Below are 21,156 nucleotides of genomic sequence, written 5' to 3'. Positions count from 1 at the left end.
TCCTTTTTTATGCATGCCGTATTTTGTCGATTAAGCTATCATCATTCAATAATTGTGTGCAGGTCTGTATCGCGCTCAGCGAGGTCCCCAGGATACCGTGCAGGTTTAGGTTTTGACCTGTCAGAAATAAATTCGGGATCCTGGTTCGGGTACTGATCATCGTCTTCAGTGGATCGCGAAAGTCCTTTTGAATCCCGTAGATCGGCCCTCCATCCATCCCGATATAATCGCGGTTGGTCAGCGGTGTTGCGGCATACACCGACCGGATCTGTGATGTAATTTCCGGGAACCGCTCTTCCACTAATTTGATCAGCTTGTCAGATTTTCTTTGTTTGAACTGCTCATAATCTTCACCGCGTGGTGCTTCAAAACCCGCTCTGTTATGGGTTTCCGCCCAGGTTTCCACATCCCCGAACTTCATCAGCGCCAGGACGGAAACGGCCGAGGCAAATCCCGGGTGCCGCCTGTCTTCCGTGAAATAGAGGCCATAGCCTAACGGCCAGTTGTCGTCCGTATAATCCTGCTGATCCCAGACCCTCCCCTCTTTTTGGTAATAGTAATTCCGGTTTTGATACGGTACCATTGTTTCTTTCAGCACCAGGTAAAGCGAAAAACAGGAGACTGTCTGTTCCAGTTCCGTGATCCGCTTTCGATACGTTTCTTTTAACAAAGGTGACGATATAAGGTTCAGGGTAGTGGCCGGGCTGATATTGGAAATAAAGTTCCGGCCCCGGATAATCTCGCCCTGTTCCGTTTCCAGGTGGGTTACCATTCCGTCCTTCTCGACGATCTTTCGCACTGCGGTGCGGGTAATGACTTTGCCGCCTGCTTTTCTGATCGAAGCTGCCAACAGCCGTGCGATTTGCGAGCCTCCTTCGGGTAGTTTCCAGCAGCTTTCAATATAGCTGTTCTGGATCAGCGCGTGTACGTGAAAGGGTGTTTTATCACCCACCCCGGCGTACAATAAATTATTTCCTGCCAGCACTTCCCGGAGCCTGATGTTTTGGGTGAAGGAGGCAATCACTTCCCGGGCGCTCAGTCCCATGGCAATAAACTTTTCCGCCGGCGCGCTATCCGGCCTTAAATGGTATAAAGGGAAATGGCAGCAGGTTTCCTGTATGGTGCGGCAATAGTTTTCGATGGCCTGTTGTTCTTCGGGGAAGGCGCTGGTCAGGTTGTGGATAAATGAGTCGTATCCCTGCGAGATCCAGTAAGTTTTTTCATCGTTTTCGATGAGGATGCCGTCGAAGAGTTCATCCATTTTCTGCATCTTCAGTTTGTCGAGGATCCCGGCGTATTGAAAGATCTGGTAGAGGGTCTCACCCTTATTTAGCCCCCCGATATAATGGACGCCGGTATCGAACACTTGTTTATCGCGGGCAAAGGTCTGGAGGTTTCCGCCCGTCTGCCGGTTTTTCTCCAGCACGCAGACGCGCATTCCTTCCCTGCTCAGGAAGTTCCCGCAAAGCAGGCCGCCCAGGCCGCTACCTATAATCACCACGTCAAACAAAGGGTTGTTTTTGAAATTTAGTCCGGCGCAAAGATGCGAATAAGTTGAGAAACGGGGAGATGGGAAGGAGGGACAAATTCCTGTCTGTTTTGGTAAACTGCCTATGACCGGCATAGGCTTTTAGCCATTTATTTCATCTCGTTTTGTCGATATCAATTAATTGATTGTCATTTACTTAGGGCCTTGTCAGTCATTTTATCTCAACATTTCTATTAACAATGGGCATTTATTTCACTCCATTTTGTTGACAGAATATAAAGATTATTTTTCTGATATTTATTTTATACGTCCTTGATTATTATATATTTATATATTTAAGACGACTACAACTTGACTAAAGATGACTAAATGGTTAAGGTTTCAAGCAAAGCATTTAAAAACTTTTTAGAAAGCGTTTAAAAAGCATTTAAGAAGCGTGAGGTAGAACTTCGGCTTTTACCAAAAATAACTGACGGACAAATCCGGTTCGGGCCCCAGACAAAAACCAAACTCGCTGCGCTTGTTCCTAAGATAAAGGACAAGCAGCAACTTCTCCTCCACGCAGGAAATAAACGGACCTATACCGTGAAATTACTATGGCACCCAGTCCAAGCCTGTGATTTTGCATTTTATTTCAGCGGTTGCCGAAATCATTTTTTCTTTTTCCTGGTGTCTTTTAAAATTTTCTTTCTGCGCCCTTGGGCATGGGTATCGTTTCCCTGACGTCAGGAAAATGATCGAAAATTTCTTCTCCTGCATTCTGACAAGAGTCTTTCGCCTTGTCAATTACTTTTTGAAAATTTTCCCATTTTGAATAACCCAATAAGTGTTGTAGTTCTCTGGCACTCCAGCAGTCTACTCCCTCAAATTCAGAAGCCGCTGCTTCAAATCGGGTAAATAGTTCTTTGATTTATTCCTCTTTCATTATGCAATAATCTCGTTTTGTAAACCATCTGTTTCCTGCTCAATAGCGATAATATTTTTGGCAATATCAGTCAGGGCTATCCGGATTTAAGATACAAAACATTTTGAAAGTAAGTCACGGCCGGGAAGGACGACATCTAGACGGTGCGGGCGTTGCTCCAGATGTAAGACACATCTTCACTCGTGGTTTTTGTTTAAGTCGAGTAACTCAAACTTAACCATTTTTGCCCAACCCTAAAGGAACTGTTCTATTCTCTATAATTTAGACGGACGATCCTGAAAAAATTTATTAAAATAATAACCGGTCTTTACGTAAAAGAACAGCAGACACCGCCTATGAAGCTGTATGGGTTCACTTACTTTGGCGCGTCTTCAATGTCCACTTTATTGACACCCGGTGTCAGCCTTCTGAAGATCCCTTTATATTCAAACACCCCCTGCAGATTGGAAGGAAGTATAATAGTCCCCTTCAACCACGCCCCTTCCTGTTCAAAGGAAACGCTGATCTCTCCGTTCTCATGCGGCATGGTTGCTTTCACCCATTTTAACGATCCCAGGTGGGGTGCAATCCTTACTTTTTTGAAACCCGGGGCGGCGGGTGCAATACCACAAACCGTTGCCAGCAAATCATAATTAGGACTGGCACTCCATGCATGACAATCGGAGCGGGAAGGTTCCGGTTGCTCTGCAAACGTGGTCAGCCCGTTCTTCAGCATCGTCTTCCATATATCGAGACTATTGATATACTGATCTGCCAATCCCACTTTTTTCATCGCCCGGAATAGATAAAAGCGGTAATAAACCGTGGCCTGAACCAGGGAAGGATCTGTATTTAATTTTTCAAATACCTGTTGTTGTTGTTCCTTGCTTATGGCGTCGGAAAGAATGGCCATAATCGACGAGTGCTGACTGTAACTGCTATGTTCAATATCATCTGCCATTAATCCCCGTTGTGGATCAAAGCAGCGTTTCATCGCTGCTTCACCAATTGACTGTTTCAGTTTTTTGTATCTGGAAGCCAGCGTCGTTTCATTAAAATGCTCGAGGAGTACCACGGCTTCTCCAAGCGCATAAGCCAGTTGCAGGCTCAGAATGGAAGAACCACCCTTTATAGCTCCGGGAGGTACACCCCCAAGTGGCATCCGGTCGTTCCATGGCCACTCCTCCGGCCAGTCTACAAAATTCCAGTGCGGCAAAGGTCCTAGCAAACCCGTTTGGGTATCTACTTTATGCTCAAACCAATTCAATATACTTTTTAACACCGGCAAGTATGAAGCAACGAATGTCTCATCATTGCAATGCATCCAGTAATCATGCAGCATATTGATCCAATAAAGAGAGAAGGGTGGAATCACCTGGTTGTATCTTGCCGGGTACCTGCTCAACAAAATTCCTTCGGGGGTTATGGAGGAAGCGAGGTCTGTGATCGCCTTCCGAACCAACCGGTCATCGCCGCTTACATATAACGAAATCAATGCCTGTATACGTGTATCTCCTGTATATTGAAGCTGCTCGTAGTAAGGGCAATCATAATATGCCTCCCCCGCGCAAAGCCGTGCTGTACGCCAACCAGCCTTCCATATATCCTGCAGCACAGGATTATTAGAAGCAAAGCTTCCCTTTTCTTTAAAGGGATATCCGGTAAATTCCCGGTCAAAGGAATTCAAAACCAGCTCCTGCTCTCTTGTTTCAATATCCAGCTGAATATACCGGAACGTACGGAACCATAAAGGGCCGTAGACACGGTTAACCCCCCCCTCGGGATAAAAAATATCCACAAACCCATTAATGTGTTTCCCGTCTATTTCATCTCGGTTCCCCTTATTGCGGGCATCCTTGTACATCGCTTCCGAATACGTAACTGCAATTTTAGACTGCGCACCCTTGCTTACGGATAATGCAGGATATGCATTGGTAAGATATTCCTGGTCAAGCAGTATTGATACTCTTGAATGCGGTGGAATTTTCAGGGCCTCCTGACCAGATATAAAATCACCCTTTAGATTCACTCCCTCACTACGGCGTACTTTCATAGGACCTTCCATCCTCTCTTCCATCAGCGGGATGGGCCTAGGTGTTAATGCCCGTAGGTATTGGGTTCCGGTTCCTGCGGGTTGTCCTCTTTCTTTTACCGTTGCACTTTTCCATTGTGTATCGTCAAAGTCTGCGCGGTTCCAATTCCAGGGATACGCTTCGCCCTTAATGATGTCACCCGGGCCCACATCCTGCAGGTATCCCAATGAGGGACTAAGGGAGCGGTCAGTATATACTTTCCATGCGTGATCAGTATTGGCAACGGCTTCGCGTTCTGTCTCGCCCTGTACAATAAAACCCGTATACAGGGATATCTGTGCACCCGGCGACCATTCTCCGTAATTCCATACAGTAGCAGCGATCAGGTTAGTTCCCTTTTTCAGAAACGGAGCAATATCGATGGTTTCATAGTACCAATTATACAGGCTTCCCCGGGCCGGTCCGCGGCAAACGCGTGTGCCATTTACAAAAAATTCATACCGGGGATCTGCTGACAGGTTGATCACAAAGGTTTCGGGTATAACGCCCATACTGAATTTTTTCCGGAAGCGATGAATCCCATAATCATATTTGGAGCCTGCTTCCTGGTGAACGGTTATCCAGTGTGCATTCCATTGATGTTGCTGCCATTGCGCAGAGGCTTTATGCGCATGATTATTTTGTGCATAAGAACTGTTACTATAAACTAGAAAAAGAATCAAAAACTTCCAGATATTCATCACCGTTTGAGTTTTATATTTTATAATGTATCATCGGTTGATAGCTTCCAGTTGTCTGTCCGAAAGGGCGAAGCCGGCAACCCGGCACTGTTTATGAGGTTTGCTTCCGATGAATAATTAGCCCAGCCATAGCGGACGGCTACGGGATCCGCAACCTTGCCCGATGATACTGTCAGGCTTTTTTTGTCTTGTGAGATAACGGCCACGGCAGGGTAAAAAACCTGGTCCTCACCGGCAATGGTAAACCCTGATAAGGGTTTGCCATTGCCCATTGTTAATCCAGCCGCCGTTTCCCGGAACCGGATCGTTGCGCGGCCATTTTTAAACAAGGTCTCCTCTGGCAAGGGCCCCCGGCTGATGATCTTTTGAAAGCCGTAGGCATCATGCAGTGCCAAGCTTGCCAGCCTTAGTCCGATTTCGTTTTTCCGGTAAGGGTGTATATCCAGCGAATCTCCCAGATGAAAGGCTACGGCCATACCTGTATACTTCCTCTTATTTAATACGCGCCTTTGTATATCCCTTAGCTGCGGCCAGGCCGACTCAATATCTGAGGCGGATTGTTTGCCGTCGTACCCGGCAAGCTGTACATATAAAAAATGCAGCCTGGGATTATTCCATTGCACCCGCCATGTATCGATGAGCATAGGAAACAAGTGCTCATATTGCCGCGCTTTTTGTGTATTGGATTCGCCCTGGTACCAGAGCACCCCTTTAATAGAATAAGGTATCAGCGGGACGATCATACCGTTGTACAAATTGCCCGGAGTATGGCTTTGTTCCGCTACGTCCCAACTCCATGGGAAGTGAGTTTCTACAGGACGTCCGTTCCTCAGATCAACCAATGAAGCATAGTACCGTTTCAAAATTGGAGCTGTAACCGGGTCCGTTGCCAGCACTTCCCTTGGGAACCAGCTTTCAACCGCGGTTCCTCCCAAATAGGCACAAATTATACCCACGGGTACATGCAATGTTTTTCTCAAGTTGTTTCCAAAACTGCTGACTACTGCGGACCATCCCATCATACTTGCAGAATCTGCCTGGATCCAGGCTCCGCCGGACGAAAATACCGGATCCTCCGAAGGCCATTGAGGTTGCTTAAACACCCGTAATTGGGGATCCCTGTTTTGTTGCGTGATGGTTTTTGATACATCGCTTTGCCAGGTCCGCATTTCCATATTCGATTGTCCCGAAGCCAGCCAAACCTCACCCACTGCAATATTCCGGATCCGGATCGTATCTTTTTTTGAAATAATCGTCATATTCAGACTATCATTTACCGCCAGAGCCGGAAGGTGGAGCATCCATTTACCATTCTTTTCCGACCGGGTCCTGAGGTGCATTCCCGCCAAATGAATTTCCACGTCAGTTTCCGAGGCGGTCCTGCCCCAAACGGGGTTTACGCGGGAATGCTGGAGCACCATTCCATCCGAAAATACCGATGGCAGTAAAAGCGCATGATCTTTTTGTTCCGAATGCTGAAGCTCCAACCGGAAGTTTGAAAACACAATGGCCGGTGTGGTCGTATACAGCCCCACCTTTCCCAATCCAAACGCCGGCATATCATTGGACACGCCCTGTTTCAGCAAGACCGTTCCTGTTGCATTTTCCCGGATGATGATTTTCCAGGGCCTCCAATCTTCCGGGTCTACTGCAGGCGCCTTTACAATGGAAACCGTGTACAACTGTCCTCTATTCAGCTTTCCGGGTAGGATGATTTCCTGCCACAGTCTAAAGTATCCGTATTTCCAGTGCAGCAGCTGAACAACGCAACGTACTGCATCAGGCGTTATTCTTAACAATTGGTAGTCGTCCCCGGATTTAATATTCAGCATAATGCCCATCGTGTTTCCTAAAACACGGTCCCCAAGCTGAAAATTCACCGATAATGATTCCCAAACGGTCTCCTTTCCGGAGTTCGTATAAGCAATCGCAAACAATGATGCTTTTCCCCTAGACGGAAGTATCCGGTTGCCGGATATGTCCCAGACGCCCGATAGCTGCTCCCAACTGACTTGTGCTTTCATTGGAGTAGACCATCCCCAAAAACAGGCAAACACCCCGCATACGGCTATACTCATTTTCATAGCTACATTTTAAATCGTATTTTCTATACTTATCCGGTCAGACATTAAGGAAAAAAATGTGCGTACTATTTTACACTTTCGTCCACTAATTTCAGGCTTAATCCTCTTATTTCTAGGGCTACATCGAATGTACCCGGGCACTCCCAACCGAAATTCATCCCCTCCAGTACCAGGTCTGCAAGACCTGATTTCAGGAAAACCCCCTTTGCTTGTAAGGTTTTCACAGCCCGCCATATGGAAGGCAACAGATCGACCCGCACCCCATGCCATTGATGATCATGAAAGGTTATATCTTTCCCCCAGATATCAGTTTGTGGTATGTTATAAACATACATATGTGTATCCTTATCAAAACTGACTTCCTCTGTGTGACGCATCTTCGGATACCGGTAGTCATATGATTGCACACCAAGCCAGATGGCACAATTATAATCTGCAGACCGAGGGTTCTTGTTTTTTAAAATAAAATACATAGGGGTTTGAGCTGTATGAAGAGCAGGGTTATACGTCTGCGCCGTCATCTTTTGCACACATTTTACAATCTTTATCTCTACGGAAAAATAAAGGTGTTTCGCGTTGCCGATATTCGGCAAATCCGGAAAATCCTGTTGTATTAAAAAGCCAGTAAAGGCGCCCCCCTCTCCCCGGGGCTTCGTATCTTCCTTGCTGGTGGTAACACCGATATGCAATGTTCCGTCCCGGTAACGCATGATGCGTTTGGCAGCATTCCGGTATTCGATACTATTGTCTGGATTTCTTTTGGGTTTCGCTCCCTCCAATGAATGTTTACTGGCCCACTGACAAAATTCCCATACCGGTTTTTTATCTTTTTTTTCAAAATAATAATCGCCCCTGCTGGCTTTATCAAACCCGCCCGCTGCCACCACAGCTCCCGGTGTTAGGGGCGAAAGGGAAAATCCCTGATCAAACCGGGCGTCACGGATTAGCTCCTTCCTAGGCTGCTGTTTTTTATCATTTCCTGTTGGAGTTATCGTATCTGTTTTCGTGTAGGCCTTGTAAATAGAAGCCCATAGACCCGGCAACACATATGTTCGCCATTCGTTCCCCATCATACCCCTCGATACCGCTGGAAAAATCGAGCCCACCGCAAAGAGTGCTATTAATAAAAAGCGTTTTGTATGTATACAGCTCATGTTATTCTTCTTTAAGCATAAAAGCCTTCAGCCTTGATATATTTGCGCTCAAAGTATTTTATCCACTGGCTACATAGTTCGGAAATTCAAAAAGAATCCGGGCCATTGTAACTCGGTAGTCTGAAGGATTGGTTGACATTCCATCGTCTATATTCTCTATAGCCTTAAACAGATTCTGCGCGGTAGTCTCTACTTTAAAAAAGCGCTGACCTATAAAGGATGCGATTTCACCAATGTGGATGACGCTGTCCTTTACTAGATGGCTTCCGGCTCGAGTGACCCTGTTGTTTTGACCGCCGCAGATTGTTTGCATTAAGGGATGCAGTATTCGCGGAACAACCATACCGGTTTTATTCATCGCACAACCATTTATTAAACTGATCGAAGTGCCGGCGCTTATGACCTGATGCCCTAAATCACCGGATCACCTTAAGTTTCGTTTTAGTTTTTTAAAGAAAGGTACTTCAGATCAAATCCTTTAAACTCAAATCCGGCATCAAAAGTCCCCGGCACTTCCCAACCAATATTCATACCGCTGATACGGATATCATCAAGGGTAGAGCCTTTCAGGTAGCCCCGTTCTTTTGCAAGATTTATCGCTTTAACCATAAACGGCTTCAGATCCTTTTCGACCTTCAACCAGTTGCCATCATGAAAACTCCCCTGCATATAATCGGTGGTACCAATGCTGTATATAAACATACCGGTGGCATCACCTTTCCCAACATCCTGTGCGGCGTAAACTTGCTGTTGCCGGTACCGGTAGTCATAAAAAGGTACTCCGAACCATACAAGTTCCCCGTAGCTTGGAGACTGCGTGTTGAGGTTTTGCAGTGTAATAAACAGCTGGAATTGGGCAGTATGCAAACTCGGATCGAAACTGCCGGCCGGCATTTGCGAAGTGCACTGCACCAGACGCCCTTCAAAACTCAACGTTAGTTTATCTACATACTTCAAAAAAGGCTTTACTGTAAAAGCTTGTTCCAGTAATAAATGTGGCCAGGCTTCTCCGTTTTTGCGAGGGTGATCATACTCCGCAGAAGCCCTTACATCCATACGGATCTTTGTGGTATTGCCTTCGCGCACGAATGAGAGCAGCTTTCCCGGGTTTTCATACAATTTTACCCCGTTTTGGTCCGTCAGCTCATTTTGGTGCAATAAATATTTACTAGTCCATTCTGCCAGTTCCCAGGCAGGTTTGGTTCCCTTTTTACCAAAAGGATATAAGGACTCACCTGCGGATGGGGCTCCGCTTACATCGCCTTTTAAATACAATCCGGTTTCAAAATTATTATCCGTAAATAACGAAACTTCATTAGCATTTCCGCCGTTCGTTCCGGAGTCATTAACCGTGGTTGCTTTGCTACCACAGGCCGTCCATATGATGCAGCCCCAAATTAAAAGAGAAGATTTCATCAGCATATTATTTTGTTTTTATGATCGCCCGATACTCCGGAAAATTTTACTATGCAATTTTCAATACTGTTTCCTTTGCATATAGACGCTCCATCAATTTCTGGACTGCAACAAATCGCAGGAATGCTTCGACCACACTCAGCATGACAATATTGTGATTGAGGCTCCCGTTACCTTGATCGCATAACGGGGAGCCTGTTCTTCCACCAATTCTCCTCACGAATCTGCATCGATTAATTATTCATAATCTTTAGATGCACGAACTATTCCAATAGCCTTCTAAGCGTGATGATGAGAAGCATACTTTTGAGGCCGCATCGTTTACTCTATTGCAATTCAAGCGAGAAATCATCAAAATAGATATTTACAGGGTTGGCCAATCCAAAATAGTAAAAACCGGGAACACCTCCTATGTAGGGATTTGGATCGTCGACCGTACGATCCAACATCACCCCGTTGCTATCAGGATCCGAAATTTTGATAGTAATCTTTCCGGCCGTGGAAGAGGATATATCTACCCGGTATTTTTTATTATCTGCAAACCCATCAAAATTCGCATTGATCATGATGGCAGCCCAATCTCCCAATCCGTTGCTACCTGTTTTCAGCAACTGAACCAGCTTCCCGGCAGTTCTTAAGAGATAAAAGCGTTTGTTATCGGCCTGTGCATTAAAGATTACCCCGCCAAAAGAGCCGCCTCCGGAAACGGTAACCGAAGCTGAGAATTTGAAGAAGTTATCATTACCTGCTTTCATCTCTACTTCCGGAGCCCGATAGAGCATATAGCTTTCCTGGCCTCCCGCATGCGTTGCCAGCTGGTTATTTTCCAGTGCAAACCGGCCGGTTACAATGGTCCAATAGGCGCCAATAGGATTGGGCACAACGGAGTTATCTACCAGGCTTACATTACCACGGTTGAAGTCATCCTGATACCTTTTGATCTGAACCAGGTTCAGATTCTTTTTATTGGAGATCTTGCCATTGCTTCTTACGGTTACCCCGACCGATTTTACCGTCAACGCTGGAACCACAACCGTAATTGTGGTATCACTTACCGACTGTACCGCAACAACCGTCTGGTTAAAGCGCACAATATTCTTTTCGGGGTCTGAAGAAAAATTCATCCCTTTAATGATCAGTACATCTCCCGGACCTGCATTTTCAGGTACAAATTTTAATATCCGTGGAATGGGTGCGTTGTTAACCGGCAGTTTGTTATCATCCTTTTTGCATGATCCGGCTATTCCGGACAGTAGGACCAGCACACCTGCTATCATATAATTTTTAATAGACATAAAGTTTGTTTCAAAAGTGATTCATAAACAATGGCATCCTTATAGTTCTGAATGGATGCCGCATTACTGTACTGCATCCCGTTTCTACCATCCGGGGTTTTGTTCCCACCGGGGCATCAGTGTCAATTCACTTGTTGGAATCGGGATGATCAGGTAATTATCGGCCCAGCTTTTTCTTCTTCCCGCAACAATCCGCTTTCCGGTAAACTGCCCCTCTCCCGTTTTTGTCCATTCAATGCCGGTGGTTAGTTTATCGGTTTGCCCCAGGATCTTCCAGCGCCGCACATCCCAGATCCGTTGTTCTTCAAAGGACATTTCTACTCGGCGCTCCCTGCGAATGCGCTCCCGCATTTCTTCCTTGGTTAACCCACCGGGCAGTTGCGGCATACCTGCCCGGGCTCTTATTGTATTTATTGCATTGTAAACATCACTAGTAGGGCCGGCAGCTTCATTGGCCGCTTCGGCATAGTTCAGGTAAATTTCACCCAGCCGGTATTTCTTAAACAACGCAGTACCAGTATTGGGGTCGAGTTGTTTCGGGTTTCGGAACTTTCGCAGATAATATCCATTATGCGTCCGTTGCATAAGACTCGAAATACCATCGGCCCCTCCGACATAAGACTGAATGCGATAAGGTTTGCCATTCACGTCACCATAGTACGCATCATTGTACCATACCGATGCATAAAAACGGGGATCCCGATTTGCATAAGGATGTTTTTCGTCATAGCCGGATGCCGAATTGATAATGGGTTTCAGATGATCCTCATCCTGGTAACCGAGTATCGGAATCTGTCCGTCGGACATCTCGTAAGCATCCACCAGCTCCTGCGAGGGACTACATCCAGCTTTATCACCACCCAATGTGGGAATGGCATGCATACGGAACATGAGGTGACTGAACTCCGGTGTACCATTAAACGTCTTTATCTCGTAAATCGTTTCTTTATCGCCCGGGCTGGGACTCAGATCGGAGCGGCCATAAAAATAGGCTTCGTACTGAGGATATAACTGGTACCCCGCATTAGTAAGCGCTTCCAGCGATTGCTTCATATTATTTGCTGCCAACGTCCACCTGCCCGCATCCCCTTCAGGATTCCATAAAGGACTGGCACTGAACAGAAGCGCCTGTGAACGAACGGCATGCGCTACCGCTTTGGTAAATCGTCCCCTTTCCGGTTCCGTCGTAATGCGCCAGGGAAAATTTGTTTCTGCGATGGCTTCGTCGCAGTTTTGCTTGATAAAATCAACACACTCCTTAAACGTTTGCCGTGGCAGGTTTTCAAATTTAAAATCACTGGTAAAGGGTTTATCCACCACAGGCATGCCGCCATACATTTTAATCAGTTCCAGATAATAGAAGGCCCGCAATGTTTTCACTTCTGCAATTAACCGAGCCTTTATCGTAGGATTTGTAAATACGGTCTTATCGATATTCGCGAGAAACACGTTCGTCTGCCGGATTCCCTTCCATCCATTGCGATAATAGTAGCCGTTTGTGGCTGGATTATAAGCACCAACTGAAGCGGGAATATCCATGGGGTTCCAATTCGGTCGTAATTCCCCGCTGTACCAACGCGACGGTGCGCGTCCCATATCCTGGGGAAAATCATTGTCATGCGCCTCATCAGAGTAGCCCGCCAGCATGGTCCAGTAATCATATGCAGTACCATAGTGCTGCATATTGGCATAGATCGTATTCACGTATTCCGCTGCCATCATTTCATCGGTAAAAACCTGGTCAATGGTGATACGGCCATCCGGCATTAGATCCAGCGGATCTTTTTTACATCCACCAATCAGTATCGCTGCGATTAATAATATATAAAGCGTTATTTTTTTCATTTCGTTTTCTGTAAGAGGATTATCAAAATGTTATGTTCACACCCGTATTAAATACGCGGTACACGGGATAACTAAGTGAAAAGTTTATCTCGGGATCAAAATCTTTTGTATGCATTTTATCCCAGGTGATCAGATTAAACCCGTTCGCATAAATGCGCACTTCCTTGCCGCCCATTTTATGAGCCCATTTTTCCGGCAGGCGGTACCCGATCTCGGCGTTCTTTAACCGTACAAAACTCCTGTTCTCAATAAAGAACTCGTTGTAATCCCGCTCACTGGAACTACTGCCGGTCGTTAGCCTGGGGTAGAGTATTTGTTCTCCATTGGCCGCCCGTTCCGGCGTCCAGGCATGCAAATGCCTTTCTCTGAAATCCAACGCGCTCATAGTACCATAACCAGACAGAGGCTGGGAGACATTCAGGTTACCCTGGAATAAGAAAGAAAGATCGATATTCTTATAAGTAACGCTAAAGGCGGCGCCTAGTGTATATTCCGGAATAGCCGAATACCCGATGGGCACCATATCCCGTTCATCAATGATCTTATCACCATTCGTATCCACATATTTAAAATCACCGGGCCTCACCGTATACCCAACATAATTTAATCCTTCCTTTGCGATCTCATCGTAACTGCTATAATATCCGCCCTGTAGTTTATAACCAAATACCTGTCCTAAGCGAAACCCCGTTTGCCTGTACCGGTACGCATAGTCCGCGGGCAGCTCCAGCTCATCCGAAAACAGTACTTTGTTACGAGCAAAATTGAAGTTCAGTTTCGATAAAAAGGACCAATCCCCGTTGATGGCTTTTTTATAGTTCAGTTCGATCTCATATCCCTTGTTGTCTACAATCCCCATGTTTACGGGCGCCATACGGCCAGGCTCCACCCCATAGACCATCGGGATTGTTTGCCGGCTGATCAAAATATTATCCCTTCGCTCTTTAAACAGATCAACCGTTAGGCTAAGGTCGTTATGAAGAAAGCCCAATTCCAGGCCAAGGTTCGCTTTCTTGGCAACCTCCCATTGAATATTGGGATTGCCGATATAGTTTTCTGCAATCAGCCCTCCACGTCCAAGCGAAGAACTAAAACCACCACCGCCAGCGCGCTGTATATCATCCAGATACAGGAAGCGCCTTCCGCCCAAACGATCACTGCCCACTTTTCCATAGGAAGCTCTCAATTTTAGTAAAGAAATCAGATCGCTGGATTTTAAAAATTCCTCGTTCGACACTACCCAGCCTCCCGAAATGGTAGGAAAGAGTCCGTATCGTTTGCCCTTTGCGAATTGCTCCGACCCATTATAGCCTGCATTAAATTCCAGGAGGTATTTGCTATCGTAAGCATAAGAAGCCCGGGCCGAAACGCCCCTCAGGTTATAAGGAATACGATCATTCGGCAGTACTCTTGTTTCCTGTTGTGCCAATAATAATCCCGTAAATGCATGCTTTTGTTTGAATACACGATTATAGTCCACTGCAAACTGAAAATTAAAGAATGACTGAAAACTGGACCCGCTGCTGATACTCAACGGCGTGTTCTCCGCATCCAGCAGTACCCGGGTATATTGCACACTGTCCATTCCCTCATGATTCACTGTGTTTGGATCGATGACCTGTATCCAGCGCTGGTAGTTTTTTCCAGCGGTCATTGCATAGATCGTGCGGGTATCAAACGAAGCCATAAACCGGGCCGAAAGCCCTTTTGTAACAAAACTAAAATCTTGCTTCAACCCCCATGATGCAGTAATATTATTCCTCGTTTCCTGCCGATACCCGCTTCGGTTGATCAACGCCCAGGGGGATTCATTGTAATTTCCAGGACCAATAAGCACTTCACCGGAGGGTGTTAAAGGGCCAGGCAACACGACAGGGAAAAAAGAATAGGTCCGTCGGAAAATCTCATCAGTATTAGCATTGGGTGAATTTACCTTCTCAAAATAACCGGCTGCGTTTAAGAACGTACTAAGCGTGCCCGCCTTATTTAATTTAGCATCAATATTAGAACGGAAATTGTAACGCTTTAAAAAACTGGAAGGATCATAGTCCTTAACGCTGGGATCAATTTTCCATTGACCGCCCTGGTCCAAAAAACCGACATTTACAAAATACTGGACGTACTCACTGCCACCCGACAAATTGAGGTTGTACCTTTTTTGTGCTACGTAATCATTAAACAGCTTTTTCTGCCAGTTATTATTCGGATATACTTCCGGATATTCCTGGTACATAAACCGGTCTAATGCATATTCAGAATAAGGAGGCTGGTTGACGGGGTCATTCGGATCAACGCCCGGATTATCATTGGCCCAGGCTTCGTTCTTTAAGCGCGCCCAATCATAGGAATTCAGCATGGAAGGCGTCCGCGTGAAACCTTGTAAACCATACTCATACGTTAGTCCAATGGAGGGTTTGCTGGTAACACCCCTCTTTGTGGTAACCAATATAACCCCGTTTGCACCCCGCACACCAAACAAAGCGGTAGATGAAGCATCCTTTAAAATAGTAACATTCTCTACTTCATTGGGATCAATATAAGTCATTTCCCGCTCCACCCCATCTACTAAAATAATGGGGGAAGTACTATTCAGCGTTCCAATCCCTCTTAAAAAGAGGGCAGTAATATCCCGCCCCGGCTCGCCGCTCCGCTGTAACACTGTTAATCCGGGTAACCGTCCCGCAAGGGTAACTGCAAGATTGGCCGCGGGGCTTTGTTTGATTTCTTTAGTTGAAATAGATGTAATAGCACCGGTTACTGACAGTTTCCTTTGTTTACCAAAAGCCACAACCACCACATCATCCATCGATGCTTGCAGTGGATCCAGTACTACTTCGATATTTTTCTGATTGCCGACAACGATCTCTTTATCGTTATACCCGATATGGGAAATCACCAACACCGCTCCAGCACCGGGTACTTCAATAGTAAACACACCATTTGCATCAGAAACAACACCGGTTTGCGTGCCTTTTATCGTTACACTGGCATTCTCCAGGGGCTCGCCCCGAGGATTGACCACCCTGCCGGGAATTACAATTTCAATTGGCGCAATAGGCACTGCTGCCCGCAGGTGCTCCTGTATTACTGGTTCTCTATTGCGCTTTACTACGATCGTATTCTTTACGATCTTATAACTTAAGGGCAGTCCTTTAAAGCCTTCGTTGAGAGCTTCTGCAATGCTGACCTTGTTTACGCTGATGCGCTCTACCCGAACATTCTTTAGCTGCAGATTATCATACAAAAAATGATACGTAGTCTGCTTTTCAATGATCTGCAGCAATCGCGTTACCGGAATATTTTTTTCGTTGATCGTTAATTGCTGACCGTAACCTTCAGCACTCGTCTGCAGCACAGCTGCCATCAGAAAAAAAACTGTCAATTTCATGGCAAGAAAGATGGAGGAAACACGCGGCGATGCCGGGCGCTTCCTTTTTTGTTGAGAAATCATACTTTTGCAATTATTAGGGGTTTAAAATTTTTAATCGTTTTACAGCTCCTTATTACCGGAGAAGTGGGTCCAAGCACTTCCCGGTTTTTTTACGGCTAGTCCATAGTTCAATATTTTTGGTTAAAAGATCAGGTTGCCATCATTGCTCCGATTTAATTGTAATGGTGCTTCCATGGATGACGCATTTCACATCATCATAGAAACTCAACATCTCCATTAATTCAGAAAGCGTTACGGCACGGGGTATCATCCCCGTAAATTGCTTAGCAGGAATATTTCCCACGTATTGTACATTCACATTGTACCAGCGCTCCACCTGCTTCATTACTTCCTCAATGCCGGCATTTTTAAAATTGAATAAACCGTCCTTCCAAGCTAACTCCGCTGCGACGTCTATATTTTCAACCACCTTAAACTCCCGGTCATTCGCCTGCAGCTGTTGTCCTGGCCGCAGAACTGCACTGCTTCCGGCGTTTGTAATTTTAATCGATCCCTCTGCCAGTGTGGTTTTGAGCGCATCCTCGTTGGGATAAGCCATTACATTAAAATGTGTACCCAGCACCTGAATCCTGGTTTCGCCGGCCGTAACCACAAAAGGCTGCGTTGCATTATGGGCAACCTCAAAATAAACCTCACCAGTGATGGATACACTTCGTTGTTTTTGTTCAAAACGCGTCGGAAAATGAATGGAAGAAGCAGCATTCAGCCAGGCCCGGGTGCCGTCTGGCAACACGACCTGATACTGCCCGCCACGGGGAGTGGTAATGGTGTTATAAGCAACAGCATCTGCAGCCCCTCCCTCACTTTTTACCGAATAAACCAGCAAACCATCGGAGCTCTTGGTTACCAGTATGCCACCCTGTTTCACCAGGGAATCTGCCTTCATTTTGTCCAAAAGAATGGTAGACCCATCACCAAGCGTAAGGGTGGCCTTATTGCCACCGGGCAGTATTTCCTTTCCGTCACGGGGCATCAGGGCAAAATTTCGCTGATGTTCCTTAGAAGTTAACAATAATACTGCAGCACCGGCTATAAGCAACAGCAACGCTGCCACCGCCAGCCTGCGCCAAACGCCAACAGCCAATCGCCGGGGCATTTTGCGTCTCTTTATATCATTATGGATCCTTTCCAATACTACTTGCTGCAAGTTAGTCAGCTCCGCCTCCGTTATCTCATTTTCTATTCCTGATTCTTTATCAAAAACATTAAAGTATTCCTCCAGGAAAAGTTGCTCTTCCTCAGAAGCTTCTCCGGCAAGTACCTTTGTAGCTAGTTGCTGCAGATATTCCTTTACTTGTTCAGACATTCACACGGCTTTATACCTATATGTCTCTCAAAAAGGAAAATCTCCCAAAGAAATTGAAAAAAATTTTACCTCGCGCTATTTTAAAACGACGAATAATAATGCAGCGATGTAATGGGCCAAATGCCGACGCAAATCACTAAAGGCCAGCAATAATTGATTTTGCACGGTTTTCTGCGAAATATTCAGGTGTTCACTGATCTGTTTAGTGGAAGCCCCCTCGTAAAAACGAAGCTGAAAAATTTCTCGTCTTTTTTCCGGGAGATTTTCCATCCAAAGTCCGACCAGTTTGCCGACCTCCTTTTGGTTCAAGCTGCTGTCTGCACCAACAGCGCCCGCTATTTCTTCAAAAGGCTGAACAAAATAGCTCACCGCCCGGCCCCGGGATATCAAGCTATAGACCTTGTTTCTCACTGCTGTATTCAGATAAGCTGCAAGATTATCAATATTCCGGACATCCCGCTTGCTCCATAGGTCCGTAAAGATGTCCTGAAGAATATCACAGCAGGCTTCCCGATCACGCAATCGCTTGTACGCCTTATTAAACAGCGACAACCAATATCGGTTATACAACTGATCAAAAGCAATTCGATCATGCTGTTTCACCAGCAACAAAAGTTGTTTATCGCTTAGTTCAGTCATGGACAAAGATTAAATTGCATTCAGACAAATATATAAAATATCATTGTTGTCGACTAAAATTGGGTTAAAAATCGCTGTAACCGTTGCTCGCAAAAATGTAGAGGCGTAAAATTCCCCGTTTCAAATTCATGGGGAGTATCCCATATTTTTTTATATTGCAAAAGCTGAGGACACCCTGTACTTCCTGTTGATTTTATTTATCAAAGAGCTGCTTTTCAAATGTAATATCAGTGATAAGATCGGGTGTCCGATATATCCCCTAATTACTTCAATCATCGTTTTTGTTTAATTGTGGTAACTCGAACTCAACTATTTCGGGCAGCTCAAGAACTGTCCTAGTTTTTGTAACGTAGTCGGACAATAGTCAATTTGAAAGTAAGTCTCAACAAGACCATGTTCCCGAAATCAGGAGGATGCTTGTTCGAATTCTAAGATATAGCACATTTCCAATGCAATCCTATTTCTCATAACCTCGCAATACCCTCCCCAGGCAACGCCTAATCATTTCAACCGCTTCATCGATTGTTTCTTTTTTGGTGCGGAATGCAAAAATGGCGATTCGGATGACAAATTCGCCAAAGCTTTTCGCCCGCATTCCCACCTTCAACACTTTACTAATCTGTTCATTGATAACCTTGTCAGAAAACGCTCCCCATCAGAATTTTCCAAAATAAGCGCAGGCGGAATGGCTGTAAGCATTGACATTGGGTTACTTTGTTACCTGTCTTGCTTTTTTGTAAAATATTACATTACTTTGTTCTACATAGCGATCTTTAATAAGAAAAAGGAACATTTATTGCAATCAACTCTTTTCCCATTGGATTATATCCATCTGTAAAATAAATATTAAAATTTTGAACCCGTTATACAGATACAATTTCACTTTATATCTCGTTTCCCCTTGTATATGACGTAGAAATTGCTTAACTTAAAACTTTCGATGACTACATATGAAAAATTTGAGAATGAAGCCCTAGTGTCGCTTTTAAGAGAAAGTGATCATAAGGCGTTCTCAGAAATCTACAATCGCTTTTGGAAGCAATTGTATTATTTGGCGTTCAAACTTTTAGGAACAACCGAGCTTGCCGAAGATACCGTCCAGGACGTTTTTCTAAATCTTTGGGCGAAGAGAGCGGATATTCGCGTTGAAACACTGCATTTGTACCTGGCCGCAATGACCCGCTATGCGGTATATAGACAGCTGGCAAAAATGTCGAAGGAGTCAACTAAAAAATTAAATGGAACAGAGATTATTTCGAATGAGTATGAATCGATGGACCAGAAGTTATTACTTGATTTGATAGGAAAATTTGCTAACCATCTTCCCGAGAAATGCAGGCTCGTATTTACTTACAATAAATTGCTCGACCATTCTGTAACCGATGTCGCCCGGCTCCTTCAAATGAGCCCGAAAACTGTCGAGGCGCACCTGACGAAAGCACTAAAGGTGATCAGGGGTAAGTTGGGGCAACAGCTAAACACAATACTTTTTTTGTAACCCAAAAAATCTTTTGAGGGAACTAAGGGATTTTCTTAGTCACAGGACTCTTATTATAACAAAGGCACAGCTTTGACATTAGAAACTCTCAAAACGATTGCATTCTATTTTTTAAGAGGGGCTGCTCCTCCTGAGGAAGAAATGCAATTGCACGCTTGGTATGACAGCCAAATAAGAGAGGAGGAGGAAGACGTACTCGTGGGGACAAGTGAGGAAGCGCTAAAAAAGCGCATAAAGGAAAGGATTGACCTAAGCATGAAGCAACAAATCAACCCCCGGGTTTTTAGATTAAGAAGGCGCGCTGTTAGGTGGATTGCTGCTGCATCTTTCATCTTTTTTTTAATTGGTCCCTGGATCCAAAGAAATGAGGGTGTTTCAAAGCCTCTACCTACAAAAATTGCGGCAGTTAAGAATACGCGCAAGCCGGGTAGTATGCTCCAGATATCAGATGGGACGTCAATTTCCTTAGATGCAATCAATGACGGGAAATTTGTCGAAGGGTTTATAAAACGAGGTGATGTTATTACTGTTGAGCCTGTCATGGACAAGGAGGCTAGTATCTCAACGACATTCAAGCAAAAACAAGAGTTAGTACTCGCGGATGGAACACACGTGTGGCTAAATGCGGGATCATCAATTCGATTCCCGATTCGCATGTCAGCGGAGGTTCGCAGAGTCAGCGTCTTAGGGGAGGCATATTTTGAGGTTACCCATGACGCGCGGCGACCCTTTATTGTGGAAGCTGGCGGCATAGAAATCAAAGTCTTAGGCACACGTTTTAATGTAGATGCTTACAATATCGGGAAGGTCATAAAAACGAGCTTGGTTGAAGGGAGCGTGGTAATAACCGCGAAGGGGAAGTCCCGCCTTCTTGTTCCTGGAAACCAGGCAATATTTAATGAATCTCACAACAGAATCGATATTTCCGAAGTGGATACAGATGCCGTAACGGCCTGGAAAAATGGACTATTTCAGTTTGACGGAGTCGAAATCACCTCGATTATTAACGAAGTGGCCAATTGGTATGACGTAACGTTTGAGTATGCGGGTAAGGTTACCGGGCATTCATTCAAGGGGAAGATCAGCAGGGATGCGGAATTGTCTGAGGTATTGAAAATTCTTGAAATAGGGAGCGGGCTAAAGTTTACGATTCAAGGGAAGGTTATCGTGGTAAACTAAACTGTCAAACTGATTTTAAAAAGCACTTCCGGTTCTTTTTGATTTTGCGTTCGTGCAACACGTGATGAATTAGCATCCGGAAATATTGGTTTCAATAAGTTTTTTCCATAACTATAAATCAGG

At 45.2% G+C, this 21,156-nt stretch carries 13 protein-coding genes; 2 read left to right on the top strand and 11 right to left on the bottom strand.

Annotated elements, in window-relative coordinates:
* Positions 1 to 7 precede the first annotated feature (7 nt).
* The 11 genes from AC3WS5_RS04150 to AC3WS5_RS04100 all read right to left on the bottom strand — a co-directional run bounded on the left by AC3WS5_RS04150 (position 8) and on the right by AC3WS5_RS04100 (position 18,356).
* Positions 8 to 1,501 carry a phytoene desaturase family protein gene (locus AC3WS5_RS04150; RefSeq protein ID WP_492466467.1) on the bottom strand — a complete coding sequence of 498 codons (1,494 nt, stop codon included), beginning with the start codon at positions 1,499 to 1,501 and terminating at the stop codon, positions 8 to 10.
* 1,268 nt (positions 1,502 to 2,769) lie between these two features.
* The gene (locus AC3WS5_RS04145; RefSeq protein WP_492465974.1) at positions 2,770 to 5,166 is read right to left on the bottom strand and encodes an alpha-L-rhamnosidase-related protein; all 2,397 of its coding nucleotides are present in this window, start codon (positions 5,164 to 5,166) and stop codon (positions 2,770 to 2,772) included.
* Positions 5,167 to 5,186: 20 nt separating this feature from the next.
* Positions 5,187 to 7,250 (bottom strand): sialate O-acetylesterase, encoded by a 2,064-nt coding sequence (locus AC3WS5_RS04140; protein WP_492465973.1) that lies wholly within the window; start codon positions 7,248 to 7,250, stop codon positions 5,187 to 5,189.
* Between the two features lie 65 nt (positions 7,251 to 7,315).
* A complete protein-coding gene (locus AC3WS5_RS04135; RefSeq protein ID WP_492465972.1) occupies positions 7,316 to 8,404 on the bottom strand; it encodes a hypothetical protein in 1,089 nt (362 codons plus the stop codon).
* 58 nt (positions 8,405 to 8,462) lie between these two features.
* On the bottom strand, positions 8,463 to 8,717 hold the full coding sequence (locus AC3WS5_RS04130; RefSeq protein ID WP_492465971.1) for a hypothetical protein: 255 nt from the start codon (positions 8,715 to 8,717) through the stop codon (positions 8,463 to 8,465).
* A 128-nt stretch (positions 8,718 to 8,845) separates the two neighbouring features.
* Positions 8,846 to 9,820 (bottom strand): hypothetical protein, encoded by a 975-nt coding sequence (locus AC3WS5_RS04125; RefSeq protein WP_492465970.1) that lies wholly within the window; start codon positions 9,818 to 9,820, stop codon positions 8,846 to 8,848.
* Positions 9,821 to 10,146: 326 nt separating this feature from the next.
* Entirely contained in the window at positions 10,147 to 11,115 is a 969-nt protein-coding gene (locus tag AC3WS5_RS04120; RefSeq protein ID WP_492465968.1) for an IPT/TIG domain-containing protein, read from the bottom strand.
* Between the two features lie 84 nt (positions 11,116 to 11,199).
* Positions 11,200 to 12,960: a RagB/SusD family nutrient uptake outer membrane protein gene (locus AC3WS5_RS04115; protein WP_492465966.1), complete on the bottom strand. Its 1,761-nt coding sequence runs from the start codon at positions 12,958 to 12,960 to the stop codon at positions 11,200 to 11,202.
* A 22-nt stretch (positions 12,961 to 12,982) separates the two neighbouring features.
* Positions 12,983 to 16,411, bottom strand: a complete 3,429-nt coding sequence (locus AC3WS5_RS04110; RefSeq protein WP_492465965.1) for a TonB-dependent receptor — start codon at positions 16,409 to 16,411, stop codon at positions 12,983 to 12,985.
* Positions 16,412 to 16,550: 139 nt separating this feature from the next.
* A complete protein-coding gene (locus AC3WS5_RS04105; protein WP_492465964.1) occupies positions 16,551 to 17,717 on the bottom strand; it encodes a FecR family protein in 1,167 nt (388 codons plus the stop codon).
* Between the two features lie 75 nt (positions 17,718 to 17,792).
* Positions 17,793 to 18,356: an RNA polymerase sigma factor gene (locus tag AC3WS5_RS04100; protein WP_492465963.1), complete on the bottom strand. Its 564-nt coding sequence runs from the start codon at positions 18,354 to 18,356 to the stop codon at positions 17,793 to 17,795.
* A gap of 940 nt (positions 18,357 to 19,296) precedes the next feature.
* Here AC3WS5_RS04100 and AC3WS5_RS04095 point away from each other — a divergent pair.
* Positions 19,297 to 19,854, top strand: coding sequence for an RNA polymerase sigma factor (locus tag AC3WS5_RS04095; RefSeq protein ID WP_492465962.1), 558 nt, complete (start codon positions 19,297 to 19,299; stop codon positions 19,852 to 19,854).
* 72 nt (positions 19,855 to 19,926) lie between these two features.
* Complete coding sequence (locus AC3WS5_RS04090) at positions 19,927 to 21,033, top strand: FecR family protein (RefSeq protein WP_492465961.1); 1,107 nt, start codon at positions 19,927 to 19,929, stop codon at positions 21,031 to 21,033.
* Positions 21,034 to 21,156 lie beyond the last annotated feature (123 nt).

It is taken from the genome of Niabella sp. CPT15-335-S11 (assembly GCF_058792415.1).
The sequence above is the reverse complement of the archived record's forward strand: the minus strand, read 5'-3'. Positions and strand labels throughout refer to the sequence as shown.

Coding starts and splice junctions, on each gene's coding strand:
- AC3WS5_RS04120 (WP_492465968.1), bottom strand. CDS start 11,115: ATGTCTATTAAAAATTATATGATAGCAGGTGTGCTGGTCCTACTGTCC.
- AC3WS5_RS04130 (WP_492465971.1), bottom strand. CDS start 8,717: ATGCAAACAATCTGCGGCGGTCAAAACAACAGGGTCACTCGAGCCGGA.
- AC3WS5_RS04145 (WP_492465974.1), bottom strand. CDS start 5,166: ATGAATATCTGGAAGTTTTTGATTCTTTTTCTAGTTTATAGTAACAGT.
- AC3WS5_RS04125 (WP_492465970.1), bottom strand. CDS start 9,820: ATGAAATCTTCTCTTTTAATTTGGGGCTGCATCATATGGACGGCCTGT.
- AC3WS5_RS04115 (WP_492465966.1), bottom strand. CDS start 12,960: ATGAAAAAAATAACGCTTTATATATTATTAATCGCAGCGATACTGATT.
- AC3WS5_RS04135 (WP_492465972.1), bottom strand. CDS start 8,404: ATGAGCTGTATACATACAAAACGCTTTTTATTAATAGCACTCTTTGCG.
- AC3WS5_RS04105 (WP_492465964.1), bottom strand. CDS start 17,717: ATGTCTGAACAAGTAAAGGAATATCTGCAGCAACTAGCTACAAAGGTA.
- AC3WS5_RS04100 (WP_492465963.1), bottom strand. CDS start 18,356: ATGACTGAACTAAGCGATAAACAACTTTTGTTGCTGGTGAAACAGCAT.
- AC3WS5_RS04110 (WP_492465965.1), bottom strand. CDS start 16,411: ATGATTTCTCAACAAAAAAGGAAGCGCCCGGCATCGCCGCGTGTTTCC.
- AC3WS5_RS04140 (WP_492465973.1), bottom strand. CDS start 7,250: ATGAAAATGAGTATAGCCGTATGCGGGGTGTTTGCCTGTTTTTGGGGA.
- AC3WS5_RS04095 (WP_492465962.1), top strand. CDS start 19,297: ATGACTACATATGAAAAATTTGAGAATGAAGCCCTAGTGTCGCTTTTA.